We start from the raw sequence: 19,253 nt of genomic DNA, 5'->3' as shown, positions 1-19,253 counted from the left end.
CCTCCCCTTCTAGGGGAGGATCTTTATGGGCGCACGCAGCCACCCAAGCCCCATCTTGAAATCCGGCCGGAAATAGGCACATGGGAGAGATGGCACCTCCATTCGATCTGGCCGACCTGCCGACGGGCGTGGCGATGCCGCTATCGCCGCTGGTGGCGCGGGTGCTGGCGCCCAATCCGTCGCCCTTCACCTTTACCGGCACCCAGACTTATGTCGTCGGGGCGACCGACGTCGCGGTGATCGATCCCGGCCCGGATGAACCCGTACATCTGGCGGCATTGACGGCGGCGATCGCGGGGCGGCCGGTCGTGGCGATTCTCTGCACCCACACGCACCGCGATCATAGCCCGGCGGCACGACCGCTGAGCGAGGCCACGGGCGCGCCGGTGATTGGCTGCGCGCCGCTGACGCTGGAGGATGACGGGCCGCGCGCCGATGCGGCATTCGATGCGGCCTATCGCCCCGACCGGGTGCTGGCGGATGGCGAACAGGTTGCGGGCACCGGCTGGACCCTGGAAGCGGTGGCGACGCCGGGCCATACGTCCAATCACCTGTGCTTCGCGCTGGCCGAAGAAAGCGCATTGTTCACCGGCGATCATGTCATGGGCTGGTCGACCAGCGTGATTTCGCCGCCCGATGGCGACATGGCCGCCTATATGCGTTCGATGCAACGGCTGCTGGAGCGCGAGGATATGATCTATTATCCCGCCCATGGCGACCCGATCGACAATCCGCAGCGGCTTGTGCGTGGCATGATGGGCCATCGCAAGCAGCGTGAGGGGCAGATATTGCGCTTTCTGGAGCGGAATGGCGACAGCCTCATCCCCGACATGGTGCTGGAAATGTATAAGGGCGTCGATCCGCGCCTGCATCCCGCCGCCGGGCGATCGGTGCTGGCGCATCTGATCGACCTGGATCAGCGCGGGCTGGTGACGGCGACGGAGGACCGATGGCAGATGCGCTGAAACGCTATGCCGGGCCGATTGCGGCGGTGGTGATCCTGTTGCTGGTCGGCGGCGCGATGCTGGTCGGCTGGCAGCGCTATGACCGGGACTATGTGGTCGCGGTCGAGGAGGATGGCGTCGCCGTGACCAAGGTGATCGCGGCGAAGATCGCCGGGGTGAGCAGCCTGAAAGTCTCCGAACTGTCCGGCACGGTCCAGAGCACGGCGCAGGATGTGCGCGGCTTCGGGCTGTTGAAGTCCGATCAGGTGGTCAAAATGCCCTTCTCGGTTGATTATTTCGTCGATGTCGGCCGCCTTGGCGAAGGCGACCTGGAATGGAACGAGGCGACCCGCACGCTGATCGTCAACGCGCCCGATGTGAAGCCCGGCAAGCCCAATGTCGATGAGAGTCGCCGCACGCTGGTCCGCACCCAGGGCATGTTCGTGACGCGGCAGGCGGGCGAGGAATTGAGCCGCCGCGTCTCCGCCCATGCGCAAAGCCGCGCCCAGCGGGAGGCGCAGGCCCCCGAACGCATGGCGCAGGCGCGCGATTATGGCCGCACCGCGCTGACCAAATTGATGGCCGCACCCTTGGCGGCGGCGGGCTATGGCGATGCGCGGGTGATCGTGACCTTTCCGCCCGAACGCGCCGGGCGCAATCGCGAACAATGGGATGTGACCACGCCGATCAACGCGGTGCTGGCCAACCGGCAGGCGCAGCGCTAGGGCGCTGTTAAGGGACCGAGGAGTTTTAGGCACATGAACGCTTTTACCGGCATTCCGCAGGGCATGGACCTGCGCGGCGAGATCGAGCGGCTGCGCAAGGAGCGCAATGCCGTGATCCTGGGCCATTATTATCAAAGCCCGGAAATTCAGGACTTGTCCGATTTCGTCGGCGATTCGCTGGAGCTATCGCGCAAGGCGGCGGAGACGGACGCGGATGTGATCGCCTTTTGCGGCGTGCGCTTCATGGCCGAGACCGCCAAGATCCTGTCGCCCGACAAGATCGTCGTGCTGCCGGACATGGACGCCGGATGCAGCCTGGAAGATAGCTGCCCGCCCGCCCAGTTCAAGGCGTTTCGCGAAGTCCATCCCGATCATATCGCGCTCAGCTACATCAACTGTTCGGCCGAGGTGAAGGCGCTGTCCGACATCATCGTGACATCGTCGTCCGCCGAAAAGATCCTGTCGCAAATCCCGATGGACCAGAAGATCATCTTCGGCCCCGACAAACATCTGGGCGGCTATCTCGCGCGCAAGCTCAGGCGCGAGATGCTGTTGTGGCCGGGCGTGTGCATCGTGCATGAGGCGTTCAGCGAGACCGAATTGCTCAAGCTCAAGGCGCAGCACCCCGACGCGCCGGTCGCCGCGCACCCCGAATGCCCGCCCTATATCGTCGATCATGCCGATTATGTCGGATCGACCAGCGGCATATTGGATTTCGCCAAGACGATGCCGGGTAACACGCTGATCGTCGCGACCGAACCGCATATCATCCACCAGATGGAAAAGGCGGTGCCGGACAAGCAGTTCATCGGCGCGCCCGGCGCGGACGGCAACTGCAACTGCAATATCTGCCCCTATATGGCGCTCAACACGATGGAGAAGCTGTACCTCGCGCTGCGCGACCTGCAACCGCGCATCGAAATGGACGAAACGCTGCGCCTGGGCGCGAAGAAGAGCCTGGACAGGATGCTGGAGATGGCGAGCGCTACGGTGGGTCTGGGGGATTTGGGGGCGCGGTAAGGCGTGTCAGCTCCGATATGCAAGCCGATGTTCGCTAAGCAGCGGTTTGTGCCAGAGCGTTTCACAGGGGAAACCGGCGAATGCTGGGTCGCGCGTTAGCAGCGTCAGGCCCTCCAGTTCGGCCTGCGCCGCCAACATGCGGTCGAAAGGATCGCGGTGTGCCGCTTCATAGGCACCCGCGCGTAGACCATGGCGCATCGTCAGGTTCAGTTCCTGGAAGTCAGCATCGGCTACCGCTGCTTCGTATCGATCGAGATAGGGCATGAGTTGTGGCAACTTGCCCAAGCGCGCCTTGGTCGCAATTTCCCATGCACTGACGCTACTGACGAAAATCCGGTCAGCACCGCTTTCGATCAATGAATCGATCATGTCGGGTATTAGCCGCCGATCCGTCCACCACCAGATCAGCACATGCGTATCAAGCAACAGGCTCAATCGTCATGCCCTTCCCATAGACGCAACTCATCTTCGGGCAACGGGTCGAAAATCTCATCACCCACGGTGAAGAGCCCAGCAAATTGACCACCGCGACGCTTGGGCCGATCCCGAACAGCGTCGATCGGAACCATTTTCGCATAGGGCTTTCCCGCTTTGGCAAGGATGATTTCCTCACCAGCGTGCGCGCGCTCCAGCAGCTTGGAAAAATGCGTTTTCGCTTCATGGACATTTATGGTGGCAGACATGACGGACTAATAGACTTAGTCCATGGACTAAGTCAAGTTTCGAAACAGGTTGCGACGCGCCACATCGCCCGTCTAGAGAAGGCCATGACATTCTCCCTGCCCGATTTCGACCTGCCTGCCTTCGTCGCGTCCACGCTGGCCGAAGACCTTGGCCCGGATGGCCGTGATGTTACTAGCGAGGCGGTGATTCCTGCCGATGCTATCTTCGACGGGGTGATGGATGCGCGCGATCCGGTGACGCTGGCGGGGCTGGCGATCGCGGTCGCCTTTTTCCGGGCGCTCGACCCCGATGTCGAGATCGAGCAATTGCACCAGGATGGCGAGCAGGTGGCGGCGGGGACCGACATATTGCGCATCCGGGGGCGGGCGCGGGCGATGCTGACGGCGGAGCGGTCAGCGCTCAACACGGTACAGCATTTAAGCGGCATCGCGACCATGACGCGCGCCTATGTCGATGCGATCGCGGGCATCGGCGCGATCCTGCTCGACACCCGCAAGACCATTCCCGGCCTGCGCGTGTTGGAGAAATATGCGACCCGCATGGGCGGCGCGACCAATCATCGTATGGGGCTGTGGGATGCGGCGATGATCAAGGATAATCATGTCGCGGTGGCCGGGTCGGTCGAGGAAGCGGTGCGCCGCGCGATCGAGGCTGGGGTCGAGCGGATCATTGTCGAGGTCGACCGGATCGACCAGATCGAACCGGCTCTGGCGGCAGGCGCGACGCATTTACTGCTCGACAATATGGATGCTGCCATGCTGCGGCAGGCCGTGGGACTGGTCGATGGCCGCGTTCCGACCGAGGCGTCGGGCGGCGTGACGCTGGACACGATCCGCGCCAAGGCCAGCACGGGCGTCACCTATATCAGCGTCGGGCGGCTGACCCAGTCCGCGCCTGCCGCCGACATCGGGCTGGACTTCGCTTATGCTTAAGGCGCTGGCGGTCTTGGGCCTGATCGCGCTGCCGGGCACTGCGCTGGCGCAGTCGGCCCAATGCCGCCTGCCGTCACAGATTGCCCGACCCGATATCGAGGGGCCAACCGCCAAGGAGCCCAAGCGCGTCCTGCCGATCGGCAGCTATACGCTGGCGCTGAGCTGGTCGCCGCAATTCTGCTCGACCGCGCGCGGCAACAAACATGCGCTGCAATGCGGCGGCAAGGCGGGGCGGTTCGGCTTCACCCTCCATGGCCTGTGGCCCGACGGGTTCGGCAAGGAATGGCCGCAATATTGTCGCGCAGCGGACCTTGTGCCGCGCGAAGTGATCCGCGCTAATCTCTGCACGACGCCGTCGGTGCAACTGATCCAGCATGAATGGGCCAAACATGGCACCTGCATGACGACCCGGCCGGAGCTCTATTTCAACCTGTCACGCGCCTTCTACCAATCGATGCGCTATCCCGACATGACCGTGCTGGCCGCGACCAAGAATCTGACTGTAGGGAAATTCGCCGAAGCGTTTGCGCGCGCCAATAAGGGGCTGCGGGCCGATATGCTGCGGGTGACGACGACCCGTGGCAATTGGCTGAGCGAAGTGTGGCTGTGCATGGACCGGGCGATGGAATATACGCGCTGCCCGGCGCATCAGGGTGGCGCGGCCCCGACCAGCCTCCTGCGGATCGAGCCGGGACCGCGCATCGCCTATACCCGTCCAGCGATCTCCGCGCCAAGGTCGGCAAGGCCCGCCGTCACGCCCGCCCGCAAGCCGACGTTGATCCTGGACCTGGACCCCAAGGTGCAGCCGCTTGCCAACAGCAGCGAACCGTAAGGATCAGGCGTCGATCGTCGCGGTGGCGGGGAAATGCTTGTCCATATGCTTGCGGATGATGCGCAGATTCTTGGTGTTCGATTTGTAGAGAAAGTCGAAAAGGTCGCCCGCAAAGGGAATGGCCCCCACCAGCGTATCAATGCCGATATTGCCCGCCATGCGGGTAAGCTGCCATTTCGACATGCCGAGATTGCGCGCTTCCCACACAATCCACGCGCCCATTGCCGCCGTGATGAGGTCACCGACGATGGGGATGAGGCCGACCAGGCCGTCCAGACCGACGCGACGGTTGGTGCCGGGGATTACGAACAGTCCTTCCAGAACCGATTCCATCGCTTCGAGCCGGCGGCGTATCGACGCGGGGTCGCGGCCGAAACCGGGCATGTCGCGCACCATGCGCTCGAACTGGTCCTGCGATAATGCCATCTGCCTGTCTCCTTCCCCTCTAATTGGGGCGGCGGAACAGATGGTTCAATGGGTGGCGCGCGCGGCGCGAGGATTGAAAGCCGTTCAGACGCTTGGACACCAGCGACCAGCGGATTGGCGCGCCGAGCGCAATATAGCCATTATGCGCCTGCATCAGCGCTTCGGCCTGTGAAATATGGGCGATGCGATTGTCGTTCTCGCTGGCGAGGCTTGCGGTCTGCAAGGCTGCATCGGCGGCATCGCTGCAATGGACCGCGCGGGCGCAACCGATACGGCCGAGATACCAGAGCACGCTGTCATAGGGCGCAACCTCGTCAATCAGGCGCAGGTCGGCGTCCTTCTGCGCGAGCGGAACACGCTGCACGGTCAGGCCGATCGCGGCCAGATCACGCCGCAACAGGCCGAATAACAATGTTGCGCCCGGTCCATCGGGCAGAGCGATGCGCAGCGTCGGGGGATCGCCATTGTCGGCCCGCCACCGCGTCATGGTGGCGCTGGCCAGCGCGCGGCGCTCGTCCATCGACTGCCCGGCCCAGGCAGGGGCGGTGGGCGACCGGCCAAGGTCGAGCGCGGAGGGCAATATCTGTTCGCTGGTGGCCCAGCCGCCGAGCGGGAAGAGGGCGGACAGGCTGGTGCGGTCGATCGCCATGTTGATCGCCGCGCGCACATAATCATCATCCAGCAGCTTGCCGCGCCCGGTAACGGCCAGGCCCAGCAGGCCCTGGACCGGATCTGTTCGCACCGCATCCCGCTCGACCCCGGCGGGCAGGAGAAGAGGCAGGTCGGCAAAGCGGCCGCCGAGCACTAACGCGGCCTGCCCCTCGCGAAAGCGGATGATGGCAAGCGCGGCGCTTTCGGCGCGCAGCACGCGCGTCTGCGATGGCGGCACCGGCTCATCATCGACGGCATCCCGATCACTGGCGGCGCGATCCACGGGGGTCAGGAACAAAGCCTTGCCCTGTTGCGCAACGCGATAGGGCCCCGTGCCGCCTTCGCGCGAAAGGATTGCCATTTGCGGCTGCGCAAGCATCTGCAACAGGAAGGGGCGGGCGACGGTCAGTTTGATTTCGATCACTTCGCCCGTCATCGGCACGACGCTTTGCACCGCGTCAAACGGCCCGTCGGGATCAAGCCGACGCTGGGCCACGATCCGCGACAAGAGCATGCGCGCGACATCGTTTGCCGTGACGCGCGTGCCGTCGGGCCAGAAGGCGCGGCGAAGGCGGAAGATGTAGCTGCGCCCTTCATCCTCGACGATCCAGCGTTGGGCCAAGGCGGGCAGGATTTCGCCGCTGGCATCGAAGCTGACCAGCCCCTGGGCAGTGGCTTCCAATATCAGCTTGGCCGCCGGATCAGGCAGTTGCTGGAGCGGCTTGGTCACATCCTCCCGGTCGCCCACGACGCTGACGACCACCGGGCCGCTACTCTGACGAGCGCAGCCGCCGATCGTCGCGAACATGGCGACGGCGGTGAACAGGGGGCGATAGCGACGCAGGAGGGAGAGGCGGGCGGACATGGCGATACACAGACCTAGCCCGCTATCGCCGCGTCGCCAACCGCCATGGCAGGTGGAGAGGCTGAAAGACTCTCGGCGCCTGCTTTGTCAGTCCTCTGCTATTCCCGCTATCCCATGCCAATGACAAAGGGCGCCCGGTTGCCCGGACGCCCCTCGATCGTCAGAAGGACGGTTGGCTTTACGCCTTATAGACCTTGTCCACGGCGGCGCAGAATTTGGCCATGTCTTCGGCCGACCCTACGGTCACGCGCGAGACGTTGGGCCAGATGGGCCAACTGCGGCCGATCTGAACCTTTTCAGGCGCGGCGACCAAAGCTGCCTGCATGTCCTTCGCAGGCTTCTTCCAGTTGACCATGAACATATTCGCTTCGCTGCCGGGCTGGACTTCGATGCCCTTCTTGGTCAGCCAGGCGATGGTTTCCTCGCGATTGGCGATCATCTCGTTGCGACGCGCCTTGATGAGGTCCGCTTCGGTATAAACCGCCTTGCCACAGGCCATGGCGGTGATCGACAGGCCACCGGCGGTCGGGCCGAACAGCATCAGGCGCTTTTGCACATCGGGATCGGCGAAGGTCAGGCCAAGGCGAATGCCCGCCATGCCGAACAGCTTGGAGAAGGTCCGCATGACGATAATGTCCTTGCGGCCCGCCACCAGGCTGGCGGCGCTCGGCGATTCGGAGAAGTGCAGATAGGCTTCGTCCACCAGCAGCATCGAATCAGCCGGCTTGTTGTCGAGCAGCCATTTGATGTCGGCCAGCGGCGTGACGGTGCCGGTCGGGTTGTTGGGCGTGCAGACATAATAGAGGCCTGCATTGGGGTTGGCGGCCAGCATCGCCTTGACGTCATGACCCTTGCCGATGGCCTGGGGTGCCTTGGCGATGGGAGCCTTCATGTAATCGGCCGTGCGCCAGGCCGATTCGAAGGTCGGGTCGGCGGTGACCAGACCCTTGGTCGGCGAACAGAAGGCCGCGACCGAACTGACCAGCGGGCCGCCCGAACCCGGCCACACCATGACATGCGATTCCGGTATGCCTTCGACCGAGGCGACGGTCTGGACCAGTTCGCCGCGATAATCGTCGGGATCATACCAGTTGCCGAAAGAGCCAGCCTTGGCGATGGCTTCGACGCCAGCGGGGAAGGGGCCGGTCCAGCATTCGTTCGCGCCGATGCGCACCGCGCCCTTTATGCCGCGCCCGGCCTGCTGCTGCGCCAGGGCAGCGCCGCTCAGCATTGAGCTGGCCGCGACCCCCGCGCCCAGCAGCGCTGCGACCTGCCCCAGTTGGCGGCGCGAATAGCCGCGCCCGATCAGATCGTCCTTGGCTTCTTTGTCCAGCATCATCGTCATGTCGATTGTCCCCTCTGTTCCAGAAAACGGAAACTTCATTGCATCAGACGAAGCAGCGCGTCATTTCCGCAATGCCGCCCGGCGATTTTTGCAATTTTATGCCGGTGGCCGTCCCATAGTTAACGGAAACCGTCATCAATCCTGCATGAATCGCCTTGGAAAGCAGACCGCGCATCTGGTAGCGCTGATGCCATGCCCAGCACCCCCGCCGCCGCCGCCCGCCAGATCCTGATCCGCCTGCAGGAGGTGATGGCGTCGCGCACCAGCGCGCAGGCGAAATTGAACAAGGTGGTGGAGGTGATCGGCGAGTCGCTGTCGAGCGAGGTCTGCTCCATCTATCTGGTGCGGGAAGGCGTGCTGGAACTGTTCGCAACGCGCGGGCTGAAGCAGGAAGCGGTGCATGTCACCCGCATGGCGATGGGGGAGGGGCTGGTCGGCCTGATCGCCACCAATGTCGAGACGCTGAACCTGGACGAAGCCGCTTCGCATCCCGACTTCGCCTACCGCCCCGAAACCGGGGAAGAATTGTTCCACAGCTTTGCCGGCGTGCCGATCGTGCGGCGCGAGCGCGCCATCGGCGTCTTGTGCGTGCAGCATGCCGATCCGCGCAAATATGAAGAGGTGGAGATAGAGGCGCTCCAGACCGTCGCGATGGTGATGTCGGAGCTGATCGCCAATGCCGAACTGGCCGATGACGGGCAAAGCGAGATGCGCGTGACCGATACCGGCACGACGCTGCTGCACGGGTTGCAACTGGTGATGGGCATGGCGCGGGGGCATGTGGTGTTCCACCAGCCGCGCGTGCATATCGAACATACTGTCGCGGAGGATACCGAGGCCGAACGGGCGCGCGTCATCTCCGCCTTTGCCAAGATGCGCGAGCAGATCGACCGGATGACCGGCGCGGCCGAGTTCGGCATGGAGGGCGAGCATCAGGAGGTTTTGGAAACCTACAAGATGTTCGCCTATGACGAGGGGTGGACGCGGCGGATCAACGAGGCGATCGACAGCGGCCTGACCGCCGAGGCGGCGATCGAGCGGGTGCAGCAGCGCACGCGGATGCGGATGCGGCAGATCGACGATCCGTTGTTGTCCGACCGGATGCATGATCTGGAGGATCTGGCCAACCGGCTGTTGCGGATCGTGTCGGGGCAGTTGGGGACGGCGGCGCAGATGGGGTTGCGGCAGGACGCGATCCTGATCGCGCGCAACCTGGGGCCGGCCGAATTGCTGGAATATGACCGGCGGCGGTTGAAGGGCGTGATCCTGGAGGAAGGATCGCTGACAGCGCATGTCACCATCGTCGCGCGCGCCATGGGCGTGCCGGTGCTGGGCCGGGTGCGCGACATCCGCCATCTAGTGAATGAGGGCGACCTCATCCTGATGGACGTCAACGCCAACAGCCTGCTGATCCGCCCGACCGCCGACATGGACGAGGCGTTCGAGAATAAGCTGCATGTGACGCAAAAGCGGCGCGCCGAGTTCGTCGCGATGCGCGACCTGCCATCGGTCACCGCCGATGGGCAGCGGGTGGAGCTGATGGTCAATGCCGGGCTGCGCGAGGATGCGCAGGCGCTCGATATGGTGGGGGCGGACGGCATCGGGCTTTTTCGCACCGAGTTTCAGTTCCTGGTGTCGGCCACCTTGCCCCAGCGCGAAAAGCAGCAGCGGCTCTATAAGGATGTGCTGGATGCGGCAGGTGACCGGCCGGTCATCTTCCGCACCGTCGACATCGGCGGGGACAAGGCGCTGCCCTATATGCAGCGCGAGGATGACGAGCATGAGGATAATCCGGCGATGGGCTGGCGCGCGCTGCGGCTGGCGCTGGATCGCGACGGATTGATGAAGGCGCAGGCGCGCGCCCTGCTGGAGGCGGCGGCGGGCAAGATCCTCTACGTCATGTTCCCGATGGTGTCGGAGCCGTGGGAATATGAGGAAGCGCGCGCGCTGGTCGAGCATCAGCGCGAATGGCTGCTGGCGCGCAAGAAGAAGCTACCGATCGCGGTGCGATACGGCGCGATGCTGGAAGTGCCGGCGCTGGCCGAAGTGCTGGACATATTGTTGCCGCGCGTCGATTTTCTATCGATCGGGACCAACGACCTGACGCAATTCCTGTTCGCGGCCGACCGCGCGCATCCCAAGCTCGCCGAACGCTATGACTGGCTGAGCATCGCGATCCTACGCTTCCTCGACCGGGTGGTGCGGACATGCCAGGCGCATAGCGTGCCCGTGGGCGTGTGCGGCGAAATGGGCGGGCGGACGCTGGAGGCGATGGCGCTGATCGGCCTTGGCATCCGGCGGCTGTCGATCACTCCCGCGTCGGTCGGGCCGGTCAAGGCAATGATCCGCGCGATCGATGCGAGTGAAGTGCAGGCGTTGATGCGCGAGCTGCTCGACACGGGCGAGCGCGACATTCGCGCGCGGCTGACGCAATGGGCGGAGGATCGGCATATCGAGCTGGGATGAAGGCGAAAGTGACGAAAAGAGGCGTGCCCCGCCGTTGACAACGCCCGTCCCACAGTGAGACAAGGCCTCACTCTAAGGTCGCGGAGCAGCATGGCAGACGAAATGGAATTGGAGCCGGGCGCAGGTAGCGTACCGGATACGCAGCCCGATACACCCGGCGCGAAATTGCGCGTCGCGCGCGAAGCGATGGGGCTGTCCTTGTCCGATATTGCGACGCGCACCCGGATCGCCCAGCGTCAGCTCGAAGCGGTCGAGCGCGACGATTATGCCGCCTTGCCCGGCATTCCCTATGCGGTCGGCTTTGCGCGGGCCTATGCCCGTGCTGTCGGGCTGGACGAAGTGGCGATCGCTGCGCAGGTGCGCCAGGGCGTGCATGGTGCCGATCTCAATGCCAATCGCTACGAGATGTTCGAACCCGCCGATCCGGCGCGCGTGCCGTCGCGCACGCTGGCCTGGACGGCGGCGGCTATCGTGATCCTGCTGGTGGCCGCCTTTACCATCTGGCGGATGCAGATTTTTACGCCGCCGACGAGCGAGGAGGTCGCCGCCCGCGAACAGGTTGCCCCGACCGCAACAGCGCCGCCCGTGGTGGCTGCTCCCGCGTCGCAGCCGGTCGTGTTCACTGCGGTCGATGATGTGTGGCTGCGCATCTATGACGAGGCGGGCGAGCGATTGAAGGACGGGTTGATGAAGAAGGGGGATACCTTCTCCCTACCGCCCGATGCGCGTAATCCGATGATCCTGACGGGGCGCCCGCAGGCTTTGTCTGTCACCGTAGGGGGCAAGGCCGTGCCGCCGCTGGGCGAGGCTGATCGCACCATTGCCGATGTGCCCGTGAGCGCCGAAGCGCTGCTGGCGCGCGGCACGGCGGCCGCCACCACGCCTGCCGCGACCGCGCCCGCTGCCCGGCCAGCCCCGCAACGGCGCGTGTCGCGCCCGGCGGCGCGACCCGCCGCAAGCGATGCGGACATGGGCGCAACATCGGCCCCTGCCGCGCCGCCCGCGCCGGCGGCACCATCGGGCAGTGGCGCCGCGACGCCCGAATAACCATGCACGTCGCGCTTTACCGCGCGGAATAACGGCTTATGGTTAAAGCGTAAGAGTTAGTCGGGGAACATCATGCGTCACGTCCTATTCGCGACATCTGCCATGGCGTGGAGCGCGCCGTTGCTGCTGGCGCTCGCGCCGCCGGTGTCGGCGCAAACGGTGGAAGGCCGGGTCGATCGGCTGGAAAAGGAAATGCGCGCGGTGCAGCGCAAGGTGTTTCCCGCCGGAACGCCGATCGAGGCGCAGATCACCCGGCCGACAACGCCGACGATAGCGCCGGGATCGCCGTCTTCCTCGCCGATTTCCGACCTGACCGCGCGGGTGGGCGCGTTGGAATCGCAGCTCTCGTCGATCACCGGGCAGGTCGAGGAAAATAGCTTCAAGCTCAAGCAGTTGGAAGACGCCTTCAATCGCTACAAGGCGGATACCGACGCGCGCCTTGTCCCGGCCGAAGTGCCGGTGGCAACCCGGCCAACCGTCGCTGCGCCGGTTGCAGCAGACCCGACTCCTGTCACCGCCAAGCCTGCTGCCGCTGCGCCCAAGCCCGTCGCGGCCGCACCCGTCAGCGAGGCGCGCAAGACGGCGGTCGCTGCGATCGAGCGGCCCGATACGGGCGACGCGGCAATGGACGCCTACACCTATGGCTATCGCCTGTGGGACGCCAAATTTTATCCCGAAGCGCAGGCGCAGTTGAAGGCGACGGTCGATAAATATGGCAGCGCGTCGGTGGCCAGCCGCGCCGCGAATTTGCTGGGCCGCGCCTATCTCGACGATGGCAAGCCCGCGCTCGCCTCAGTCGCCTTTTATGAAAATTATCAGAAGCGCCCGCGTGGCGATCGCGCGGCCGACAGTCTCGCTTATCTGGGCGAAGCGCTGATCCAGCTTAAAAAGCCCGCCGATGCCTGCAAAGTCTATGCGGAGCTGGAACAGGTCTATGGCGAAAGCCTCTCGTCCAGCCTGCGCGGCATGATGGCGCAGGGACGCACCAAGGCGAAGTGCAACTGAATGAGGACGGCCTGATCGCCGCGACGCAGGCGATCATTGGAACGACGCAGGGGCAGCGTTTCGGTGTCGCCGTGTCGGGCGGGCCGGACAGCATGGCGTTATTGGCGCTGGCGGCGCGCGCCTTTGTCGGCCAGGTGGCGGCAGTGACGATGGATCATGGGCTGCGCACGGCATCGGCGGATGAAGCGGCGATGGTCGCGGGCTGGTGCGCGTCGCGGGCGATTTCTCACGCCATTGTGCAGCCGGATGCGCCGGTCAGCGGCAATGTGCAGGGCTGGGCACGGGCGCAGCGCTATGCCGCGATCGAACGGTGGCGGGTCGCGCAGGGGATCGACTGGATCATGACCGCGCATCATGCCGACGATCAGTTGGAAACCCTGCTGATGCGGCTCAACCGGGGATCGGGGGTTGCGGGACTGGCCGGGGTGCGGGCGCGGTCGGGGCGGGTGATCCGGCCGCTGCTGGCGGCGCGCAAGGCGGCGTTGCTGGACTTTGCGCGGGCGCAGGCGCTGCCCTATGTCGATGATCCGTCCAACAGCGATGCGCGGTTCGACCGGGCGGCGTTGCGGACGGCGCTGGCCGATGTGGACTGGCTCGACGCGATCGCGGCGGGGCGCAGCGCCGCAGCGCTGGCGGAAGCGGAAGCCGCTCTTGGCTGGAGCGTGGGCGAACTGGTGGCGCGCCATGTCCGCGCCGGGGAAGACGGCGCGACGCTCGATCGCACCGACTTGCCGCGCGAATATCTGCGGCGATTGGTATTGGCGATGCTGGCACAGGTCGGCGCGGACATGATGCCGCGCGGCGACACGATCGACCGGGCGATCGGCATGGCGCAGGCAGGCGGGCAGGCGAGTCTGGGGGATTGGCTGCTGTCTGGGGGCGTCATCTGGCGGCTCTATCGCGCGCCCTGTCGACGCTCGAACCGCCCATAAGGAAAAGTTCCGCAATTGGCCTTAAGTGCGCCACGCTTTACCTTTTTATTGCACTGCAATGACCTTTTCATGACCGTGCTTAGGGGTAATCCTGCATCTGTTTTTAGCGGGGAATCGTCATGGTGGAATTTGCAGCACTGACTTACGGCCTGTTGGCGAGTATCATTCTTTCGGCGGCGCAGCGGAACCGCAGGGTAGCCCGTCCGCACCCGCCGTTGCTGCTCTATGCCGGTTATCTGCTCTGCGGCCTGTCCGGCGGGCTTGCGCTCGCGCTGACCTATATGGTTGCGACCTTTTTGATCGGCATTTGACAAGGTCCGGCGCGCTTGCGCTTTTGCGGATGCGCCCTATCTTGGCGGGTGAAAGAGAGTGCAGATGAACGACGAGAAAGACCCGCAGACCAATCCCTGGATGAAGAGCGCCATGATATGGGCCGGGGTGATCGTCGCCCTGCTGCTGTTCGTGTCGATGTTCGAACGGCCGACTGGGGCCGGTGGCAGCGAGATCGCCTATTCCGAATTCCGCGCCAAGGTGCAGGAAGGCCAGGTCAAGGACGTCGCCATCGCGCCGGACAAGATCACCGGAACTTTGGCCAACGGCGACCGCTTTGCGACGCTGCCTGTGGCCGATCCGGCGCTGACCGGCTTGCTCGACCAGAATGGTGTCAAATATTCAGGCCAGGCCGAAGCGCAGCCAAGCTTCTGGATGATCCTCGTCTATCAATCCCTGCCGTTCCTGCTGATCCTGGGCATCGCTTTCTTCGTGCTGCGCCAGATGCAAAAGGGTGGCGGCGCGGGCGGCGCGATGGGCTTTGGCAAGTCCAAGGCCAAGCTGCTGACCGAAAAGCATGGCAAAGTCACCTTCCAGGACGTCGCGGGCATCGATGAAGCGCGCGAGGAATTGGAGGAAATCGTCGAGTTCCTTAAAGACCCGACCAAGTTCGCGCGTCTGGGCGGCAAAATCCCCAAGGGCGCGTTGCTGGTCGGTTCGCCCGGCACCGGCAAGACGCTGCTGGCGCGCGCGATCGCGGGCGAGGCGGGCGTGCCTTTCTTCACCATCTCCGGCTCCGACTTTGTCGAGATGTTCGTCGGCGTCGGCGCAAGCCGTGTGCGCGACATGTTCGAACAGGCGAAGAAGAATGCGCCCTGCATCGTTTTCATCGATGAAATCGACGCGGTCGGTCGCCATCGTGGCGCGGGTCTGGGCAATGGCAATGACGAGCGCGAGCAGACGCTGAACCAGTTGCTGGTGGAAATGGACGGGTTCGAGGCCAATGAGGGCATCATCATCGTCGCAGCGACCAACCGCCCCGACGTGCTGGACCCCGCGCTGCTGCGGCCGGGCCGCTTCGACCGTCAGGTCGTGGTGCCCCGTCCCGATATCGAGGGTCGCGAGAAGATCCTGGCCGTGCATATGAAGAAGGTGCCGTTGGCGCCCGACGTCGAGCCGCGCACCATTGCGCGTGGCACGCCCGGCTTCTCCGGCGCGGACCTCGCCAACCTGGTCAACGAAGCGGCGCTGATGGCGGCGCGGCGGGGCAAGCGGCTGGTCGCCATGTCCGAGTTCGAAGCAGCCAAGGACAAGGTGATGATGGGGGCTGAACGCCGCTCCATGGTCATGACCGATGATGAGAAGAAGATGACCGCCTATCATGAGGCCGGCCATGCGATCATCGCCGTGCATGAACCGGCGTCGGACCCGATCCACAAGGCGACAATCATTCCGCGCGGCCGCGCGCTGGGCATGGTGATGCGCCTGCCCGAACGCGACAGCTACAGCTATCACCGCGACAAGATGCACGCGAACATGGCCGTCGCCATGGGCGGCCGCGTCGCCGAGGAAATCATCTTCGGTTATGACAAGGTGTCGAGCGGCGCATCGGGCGACATCCAGTACGCCACCAAGCTGGCCCGCGACATGGTCACGCAATGGGGGATGTCCGACAAGCTGGGGCCGCTGCAATATGAAGAGCAGCAGGGCGAGACCTTCCTGGGCTATTCGCAAAGCCAGCGTGTGCATATGTCGGACGAGACCGCCAAGCTGATCGACGCGGAAATCCGTGGGCTGGTGGAGCAGGGCTATGCCCGTGCGCAGGAATTGCTGACGGGCCATGAGGACCAGCTGCATCTGCTGGCCAATGCGCTGCTGGAATATGAAACGCTGAGCGGCGACGAGATCAAGGCTTTGCTCGAAAAGGGTGAGATCACCCGCGACGACGGGACCACGATCAAGCCCTCGGTCATTCCGGCGGCGGGATCGTCCATCCCCAAGACGCGCAAGCGCAAGGGACCGTTCGGCGATCCGTCTCCTGCCGGGGCGTAAGAATGGTGAAAGGTTGAAAAAGGAGGCGCTACCGCAAGGTGGCGCCTTTTTTGGTGTTGATTGGGGGAGGGAGATTATGGAGGCGTTCGGTAGCGTCTATGCGCGGTTGCGCGAGATCATGCTGGACAATGCGCCGGGGCAGGTGGTGGCGAAGGACGAGACGGGCGACCTGATCGTGCGGACCTCCCTCCTCGATCCCAAGACCGGGCAGCCCGGCTGGTTCGGGACGGTGACGGTCAAGAAGAGCTATGTCGCCTATCATCTGATGCCGCTTTATGGCGATCTGGCGCTGTCGGAGAGTGTGTCGCCTGCGTTGGCCAAAAGGCGGCAGGGCAAGACCTGCTTCAACTTCAAGGCGGTGGATGAAGGCCTGTTCACCGAACTGGCGCAATTGACGCGCAGGGCGGCGGGTCTGTAGCGCCGCGCGCCGCACAACGTGCCGCACCCTACGAAAAAGGGCGGTGCCCGAAAGGGAACCGCCCGATATTCGTCCAGCCGAAGCTGGAACGCTGTGCCCCGCAGGAAGCGGGGCGCACCGATTACTTGAGTTCGACGGTCGCGCCGGCTTCTTCAAGCTGCTTCTTGACCTTCTCGGCTTCGTCCTTGCTGACGCCTTCCTTGACGGCCTTCGGCGCGGATTCGACCAGCGTCTTGGCTTCGGTCAGGCCCAGGCCGGTGATGGCGCGGACTTCCTTGATGACGTTGATCTTCTTGCCACCGTCGCCGGTCAGGATGACGTCGAATTCGGTCTGCTCTTCAACAGCGGCGGCGGCGGGGCCAGCGGCCGGGCCAGCGACGGCGACGGCAGCAGCGGCGCTAACGCCCCACTTTTCTTCCAGAGCCTTCGACAGTTCGGCGGCTTCGAGGACGGTGAGGGCCGAGAGCTGGTCGACCAGTGCGTTGATGTCTGCCATGTATATTATTCCTTACTTTGGGGCAGCGTGCCCCGTCAGATGATGAGTCAAACGAAAAGGGGGAGGGGGCAGCCTTATGCCGCTTCCTTCTCCGCATAGGCGTTGAAGACCCGCGCAAGCTGCGCTGCCGGTGCCTGGGTGACGGTTGCGAGCTTGGTAGCAGGAGCGACCAGAAGGCCGACCAGCTTTGCGCGCAGTTCATCCAGCGACGGCATCGATGCGAGCGCCTTGACGCCCTCTGCATCGAGCAGCACTCCGCCCATCGCGCCGCCAACGATTTCGATCTTGTCGTTGGTCTTTGCGAATTCGACTGCAACCTTGGCGGCTGCAACCGGATCGGCCGAGGTGGCGAGGCCGACGGGGCCGGTCAGCAATGCGCTGAGGCCGGTATAGTCGGTGCCATCAAGGGCGATACGAGCGAGGCGGTTCTTCGTAACCTTGTAGGTCGCGCCCGCTTCCCGCATCTTCTGGCGCAAAACCGTCGACTGGGCGACGGTCATGCCGAGGTTGCGGGTCACAACGACCACGCCAACTTCTGCCAGCTCTGCGTTCAGCGCGGAAACGACCTCAGCTTTCTGATTACGATCCATGCCATTCTCCACTTTCTGTTCGCCGGAAATCCGACGAACGCTTGAAACCCGTGGGGTAAGCCACGGGGCACTAAGTCCGAAGGGGAGAGATCGACTGGCCCGCGTCCGTTTGACTGGAACAGGCAGACCCGAATCGGGCGAATCGCCCGTTCGGTAAAGAACTTTTCCCCGTCTAGGCTGGACATTAAGAAGGGCATATTCCCTTCACCAACTGTCTCGGACGGAAGGCCGACGGCATTGCTGCCCCGGTCTGCTGCCGCGCCCTTACAGAGTCGGGGCGGCGATGTCACGTGGATTCTGGCGCGGGTTGGTGGAGCGTGGGCGGCGCTGTGGGTCACAGTAGCGCGCCAGCGTCGAAGTATACACCGTCGTCGGGGTGCGCCGACGCAAAATGGGGAAAAATGGGGTGACGAGGTAATGGCAAAGTCGGCGTGAGGCCATGAATGGGTAAGCCAGACGCGCCTGTCACGCGCCTGTCGGGTCACAACCAGGTCATCATGACGCGCCCGTGTGGCGCTCCGGTATGGGCGGGGTGGGCAGGTGAGGGAAGACGCGGCAGGCTTGTCCATCTATGAGGATAAACCAGAGAAATTCCTACTTTGGAAGGTGGCGAATGCTATCCTCTGCTGGAAGAGCATAGCTGTCATGAGGTGGGATAAGGCGATGGCCGCTCATCGGGACAAGCAGCCGGTTCGCGCTTGTCGATTATCAACACTATCATTGCGCCATGAAGTTATCACGGCCCCCGAAGGTGTGTAATCGAACGGAGCCGAGGGGGATTGAAGGCTATGGCAATTTTTGCCATATGAGAATGATCGGAGGTATCTGCCAATGGCTACGATGAATGTTTCTCTGCCCGAACCCATGCGGGACTATGTGCAGAACCGTATCGACAGCGGCCAATATGCCAGCGTCAGCGACTATGTGCGCGACCTGATCCGCCGCGACCAAAGCATGATCGTGAATGAAGAACGCTGGCTGAAGGAACTCGATGCGTCGATTGACGAAAGCCTTCAGGAGATGAAGGCCGGTGGCGGTCATGATCTTGATGAAGTGTGCGACACGATCATTGCCGACATCCAGAAAAGCGCGAGCGGTGCATCGCATCAATGAAGGTCACGCTGTCCTCAAGAGCTAGGCGCGATATCGAGGGCATTCAAAACTATATCGGGAAAGACAACCCCACGCGCGCGATCTCGTTCGTCGGCGAACTGCGCGCGACCGCGAAACATATAGGCGAAATGCCGCGCGCCTTCCCGCTGGTCCCGCGCTACGAACACTATGGGATCAGGCGCCGGTCTCACAAGGGATATGGGATCCTCTATTCTGTTGAGCCGGACCGCATCTTCGTCCACCGGATCATCGGGCCAGGACAGGATCACGACGCTGCGTTGCAACTAAACTAAGTGCGCGTCGACCGTCGCCGACTGACGGCACACCTGATTGTCGGCCATCGCATCGGTTGATGGCTTGGATGGGTGATGGGGTGGACGCCCCCCGACGGCATCGATGTGCGAAAGTGGAGGTGTTGAACACCACTTGAGGGAGGCGTC

Annotated in this window: 22 protein-coding genes; 14 read left to right on the top strand and 8 right to left on the bottom strand. The window is 63.9% G+C overall.

Features of this window, described 5'->3' with window-relative positions:
- The first annotated feature begins 89 nt into the window (after positions 1 to 89).
- The 3 genes from V2I08_RS17275 to nadA are packed head-to-tail and all read left to right on the top strand — an operon-like array spanning position 90 to position 2,689.
- Positions 90 to 965 (top strand): MBL fold metallo-hydrolase, encoded by an 876-nt coding sequence (locus tag V2I08_RS17275; protein ID WP_349636165.1) that lies wholly within the window; start codon positions 90 to 92, stop codon positions 963 to 965.
- Positions 950 to 1,669: a DUF4230 domain-containing protein gene (locus V2I08_RS17270; RefSeq protein ID WP_349636164.1), complete on the top strand. Its 720-nt coding sequence runs from the start codon at positions 950 to 952 to the stop codon at positions 1,667 to 1,669. The genes V2I08_RS17275 and V2I08_RS17270 overlap by 16 nt, the downstream gene beginning before the upstream one ends.
- A gap of 33 nt (positions 1,670 to 1,702) precedes the next feature.
- Complete coding sequence (nadA, locus tag V2I08_RS17265; protein WP_349636163.1) at positions 1,703 to 2,689, top strand: quinolinate synthase NadA; 987 nt, start codon at positions 1,703 to 1,705, stop codon at positions 2,687 to 2,689.
- A 6-nt stretch (positions 2,690 to 2,695) separates the two neighbouring features.
- Here nadA and V2I08_RS17260 read toward each other — a convergent pair whose 3' ends face one another.
- Together V2I08_RS17260 and V2I08_RS17255 are read right to left on the bottom strand one after the other, a co-directional pair.
- Positions 2,696 to 3,124, bottom strand: a complete 429-nt coding sequence (locus V2I08_RS17260) for a type II toxin-antitoxin system VapC family toxin (protein ID WP_349636162.1) — start codon at positions 3,122 to 3,124, stop codon at positions 2,696 to 2,698.
- Positions 3,121 to 3,372: a type II toxin-antitoxin system Phd/YefM family antitoxin gene (locus tag V2I08_RS17255; protein WP_310227041.1), complete on the bottom strand. Its 252-nt coding sequence runs from the start codon at positions 3,370 to 3,372 to the stop codon at positions 3,121 to 3,123. The genes V2I08_RS17260 and V2I08_RS17255 overlap by 4 nt, the downstream gene beginning before the upstream one ends.
- A gap of 84 nt (positions 3,373 to 3,456) precedes the next feature.
- Between V2I08_RS17255 and nadC the strand changes: the two genes are divergently transcribed.
- A complete protein-coding gene (nadC, locus tag V2I08_RS17250; RefSeq protein ID WP_349636161.1) occupies positions 3,457 to 4,305 on the top strand; it encodes a carboxylating nicotinate-nucleotide diphosphorylase in 849 nt (282 codons plus the stop codon).
- Positions 4,298 to 5,137 (top strand): ribonuclease T2, encoded by an 840-nt coding sequence (locus V2I08_RS17245; RefSeq protein WP_349636160.1) that lies wholly within the window; start codon positions 4,298 to 4,300, stop codon positions 5,135 to 5,137. The genes nadC and V2I08_RS17245 overlap by 8 nt, the downstream gene beginning before the upstream one ends.
- A 3-nt stretch (positions 5,138 to 5,140) precedes the next feature.
- Here the strand turns inward: V2I08_RS17245 and V2I08_RS17240 are convergent, their stop codons facing one another.
- The 4 genes from V2I08_RS17240 to V2I08_RS17225 form a co-directional block, all read right to left on the bottom strand.
- On the bottom strand, positions 5,141 to 5,563 hold the full coding sequence (locus tag V2I08_RS17240) for a DUF4112 domain-containing protein (protein ID WP_349636159.1): 423 nt from the start codon (positions 5,561 to 5,563) through the stop codon (positions 5,141 to 5,143).
- 19 nt (positions 5,564 to 5,582) lie between these two features.
- Positions 5,583 to 7,022 carry an ABC transporter substrate-binding protein gene (locus V2I08_RS17235; protein ID WP_349636167.1) on the bottom strand — a complete coding sequence of 480 codons (1,440 nt, stop codon included), beginning with the start codon at positions 7,020 to 7,022 and terminating at the stop codon, positions 5,583 to 5,585.
- Positions 7,023 to 7,257: 235 nt separating this feature from the next.
- A complete protein-coding gene (locus tag V2I08_RS17230) occupies positions 7,258 to 8,424 on the bottom strand; it encodes a pyridoxal phosphate-dependent aminotransferase (protein WP_349636158.1) in 1,167 nt (388 codons plus the stop codon).
- Positions 8,425 to 8,467: 43 nt separating this feature from the next.
- The gene (locus V2I08_RS17225; RefSeq protein ID WP_349636157.1) at positions 8,468 to 8,599 is read right to left on the bottom strand and encodes a hypothetical protein; all 132 of its coding nucleotides are present in this window, start codon (positions 8,597 to 8,599) and stop codon (positions 8,468 to 8,470) included.
- 17 nt (positions 8,600 to 8,616) lie between these two features.
- Here V2I08_RS17225 and ptsP point away from each other — a divergent pair, with 17 nt between their 5' ends.
- The 7 genes from ptsP (at position 8,617) to V2I08_RS17190 (ending at position 16,614) form a co-directional block, all read left to right on the top strand.
- On the top strand, positions 8,617 to 10,890 hold the full coding sequence (gene ptsP, locus V2I08_RS17220; RefSeq protein ID WP_349636156.1) for a phosphoenolpyruvate--protein phosphotransferase: 2,274 nt from the start codon (positions 8,617 to 8,619) through the stop codon (positions 10,888 to 10,890).
- Positions 10,891 to 10,980: 90 nt separating this feature from the next.
- Positions 10,981 to 11,937, top strand: coding sequence for a RodZ domain-containing protein (locus V2I08_RS17215; RefSeq protein ID WP_349636155.1), 957 nt, complete (start codon positions 10,981 to 10,983; stop codon positions 11,935 to 11,937).
- 72 nt (positions 11,938 to 12,009) lie between these two features.
- On the top strand, positions 12,010 to 12,942 hold the full coding sequence (locus V2I08_RS17210; RefSeq protein WP_349636154.1) for a hypothetical protein: 933 nt from the start codon (positions 12,010 to 12,012) through the stop codon (positions 12,940 to 12,942).
- Positions 12,933 to 13,874: a tRNA lysidine(34) synthetase TilS gene (tilS, locus tag V2I08_RS17205; protein WP_405053668.1), complete on the top strand. Its 942-nt coding sequence runs from the start codon at positions 12,933 to 12,935 to the stop codon at positions 13,872 to 13,874. Before V2I08_RS17210 ends, tilS begins: the two co-directional genes overlap by 10 nt.
- A gap of 119 nt (positions 13,875 to 13,993) precedes the next feature.
- Positions 13,994 to 14,185 carry a hypothetical protein gene (locus V2I08_RS17200; protein ID WP_349636153.1) on the top strand — a complete coding sequence of 64 codons (192 nt, stop codon included), beginning with the start codon at positions 13,994 to 13,996 and terminating at the stop codon, positions 14,183 to 14,185.
- A 64-nt stretch (positions 14,186 to 14,249) separates the two neighbouring features.
- The gene (gene ftsH, locus V2I08_RS17195; RefSeq protein ID WP_349636152.1) at positions 14,250 to 16,196 is read left to right on the top strand and encodes an ATP-dependent zinc metalloprotease FtsH; all 1,947 of its coding nucleotides are present in this window, start codon (positions 14,250 to 14,252) and stop codon (positions 16,194 to 16,196) included.
- A gap of 76 nt (positions 16,197 to 16,272) precedes the next feature.
- Positions 16,273 to 16,614: a hypothetical protein gene (locus V2I08_RS17190; RefSeq protein WP_349636151.1), complete on the top strand. Its 342-nt coding sequence runs from the start codon at positions 16,273 to 16,275 to the stop codon at positions 16,612 to 16,614.
- A gap of 121 nt (positions 16,615 to 16,735) precedes the next feature.
- Here V2I08_RS17190 and rplL read toward each other — a convergent pair whose 3' ends face one another.
- A complete protein-coding gene (rplL, locus tag V2I08_RS17185; protein ID WP_310227063.1) occupies positions 16,736 to 17,110 on the bottom strand; it encodes a 50S ribosomal protein L7/L12 in 375 nt (124 codons plus the stop codon).
- 74 nt (positions 17,111 to 17,184) lie between these two features.
- On the bottom strand, positions 17,185 to 17,700 hold the full coding sequence (gene rplJ / locus V2I08_RS17180; protein WP_349636150.1) for a 50S ribosomal protein L10: 516 nt from the start codon (positions 17,698 to 17,700) through the stop codon (positions 17,185 to 17,187).
- An 840-nt stretch (positions 17,701 to 18,540) separates the two neighbouring features.
- Here rplJ and V2I08_RS17175 point away from each other — a divergent pair.
- Complete coding sequence (locus V2I08_RS17175) at positions 18,541 to 18,813, top strand: type II toxin-antitoxin system ParD family antitoxin (protein WP_405053667.1); 273 nt, start codon at positions 18,541 to 18,543, stop codon at positions 18,811 to 18,813.
- Entirely contained in the window at positions 18,810 to 19,106 is a 297-nt protein-coding gene (locus tag V2I08_RS17170; RefSeq protein ID WP_310227070.1) for a type II toxin-antitoxin system RelE/ParE family toxin, read from the top strand. The genes V2I08_RS17175 and V2I08_RS17170 overlap by 4 nt, the downstream gene beginning before the upstream one ends.
- The last annotated feature ends 147 nt before the right edge of the window (positions 19,107 to 19,253 follow it).

Origin of the sequence: Sphingobium sp. MK2 (assembly GCF_040170545.1) — a bacterium.
GTDB lineage: Bacteria > Pseudomonadota > Alphaproteobacteria > Sphingomonadales > Sphingomonadaceae > Sphingobium.
The sequence above is the reverse complement of the archived record's forward strand: the minus strand, read 5'-3'. Positions and strand labels throughout refer to the sequence as shown.

Bases quoted from the DNA above. Each gene is read 5' to 3' on its own strand.
- rplL (WP_310227063.1), bottom strand. From the start codon at position 17,110: ATGGCAGACATCAACGCACTGGTCGACCAGCTCTCGGCCCTCACCGTC.
- V2I08_RS17210 (WP_349636154.1), top strand. From the start codon at position 12,010: ATGCGTCACGTCCTATTCGCGACATCTGCCATGGCGTGGAGCGCGCCG.
- V2I08_RS17170 (WP_310227070.1), top strand. From the start codon at position 18,810: ATGAAGGTCACGCTGTCCTCAAGAGCTAGGCGCGATATCGAGGGCATT.
- V2I08_RS17225 (WP_349636157.1), bottom strand. From the start codon at position 8,599: ATGCGCGGTCTGCTTTCCAAGGCGATTCATGCAGGATTGATGACGGTT.
- nadA (WP_349636163.1), top strand. From the start codon at position 1,703: ATGAACGCTTTTACCGGCATTCCGCAGGGCATGGACCTGCGCGGCGAG.
- rplJ (WP_349636150.1), bottom strand. From the start codon at position 17,700: ATGGATCGTAATCAGAAAGCTGAGGTCGTTTCCGCGCTGAACGCAGAG.
- V2I08_RS17270 (WP_349636164.1), top strand. From the start codon at position 950: ATGGCAGATGCGCTGAAACGCTATGCCGGGCCGATTGCGGCGGTGGTG.
- V2I08_RS17235 (WP_349636167.1), bottom strand. From the start codon at position 7,022: ATGTTCGCGACGATCGGCGGCTGCGCTCGTCAGAGTAGCGGCCCGGTG.
- V2I08_RS17215 (WP_349636155.1), top strand. From the start codon at position 10,981: ATGGCAGACGAAATGGAATTGGAGCCGGGCGCAGGTAGCGTACCGGAT.
- ftsH (WP_349636152.1), top strand. From the start codon at position 14,250: ATGAACGACGAGAAAGACCCGCAGACCAATCCCTGGATGAAGAGCGCC.
- nadC (WP_349636161.1), top strand. From the start codon at position 3,457: ATGACATTCTCCCTGCCCGATTTCGACCTGCCTGCCTTCGTCGCGTCC.
- V2I08_RS17175 (WP_405053667.1), top strand. From the start codon at position 18,541: ATGAATGTTTCTCTGCCCGAACCCATGCGGGACTATGTGCAGAACCGT.
- V2I08_RS17275 (WP_349636165.1), top strand. From the start codon at position 90: ATGGCACCTCCATTCGATCTGGCCGACCTGCCGACGGGCGTGGCGATG.
- V2I08_RS17190 (WP_349636151.1), top strand. From the start codon at position 16,273: ATGGAGGCGTTCGGTAGCGTCTATGCGCGGTTGCGCGAGATCATGCTG.
- V2I08_RS17245 (WP_349636160.1), top strand. From the start codon at position 4,298: ATGCTTAAGGCGCTGGCGGTCTTGGGCCTGATCGCGCTGCCGGGCACT.
- V2I08_RS17200 (WP_349636153.1), top strand. From the start codon at position 13,994: ATGGTGGAATTTGCAGCACTGACTTACGGCCTGTTGGCGAGTATCATT.
- V2I08_RS17230 (WP_349636158.1), bottom strand. From the start codon at position 8,424: ATGACGATGATGCTGGACAAAGAAGCCAAGGACGATCTGATCGGGCGC.
- V2I08_RS17255 (WP_310227041.1), bottom strand. From the start codon at position 3,372: ATGTCTGCCACCATAAATGTCCATGAAGCGAAAACGCATTTTTCCAAG.
- ptsP (WP_349636156.1), top strand. From the start codon at position 8,617: ATGCCCAGCACCCCCGCCGCCGCCGCCCGCCAGATCCTGATCCGCCTG.
- V2I08_RS17240 (WP_349636159.1), bottom strand. From the start codon at position 5,563: ATGGCATTATCGCAGGACCAGTTCGAGCGCATGGTGCGCGACATGCCC.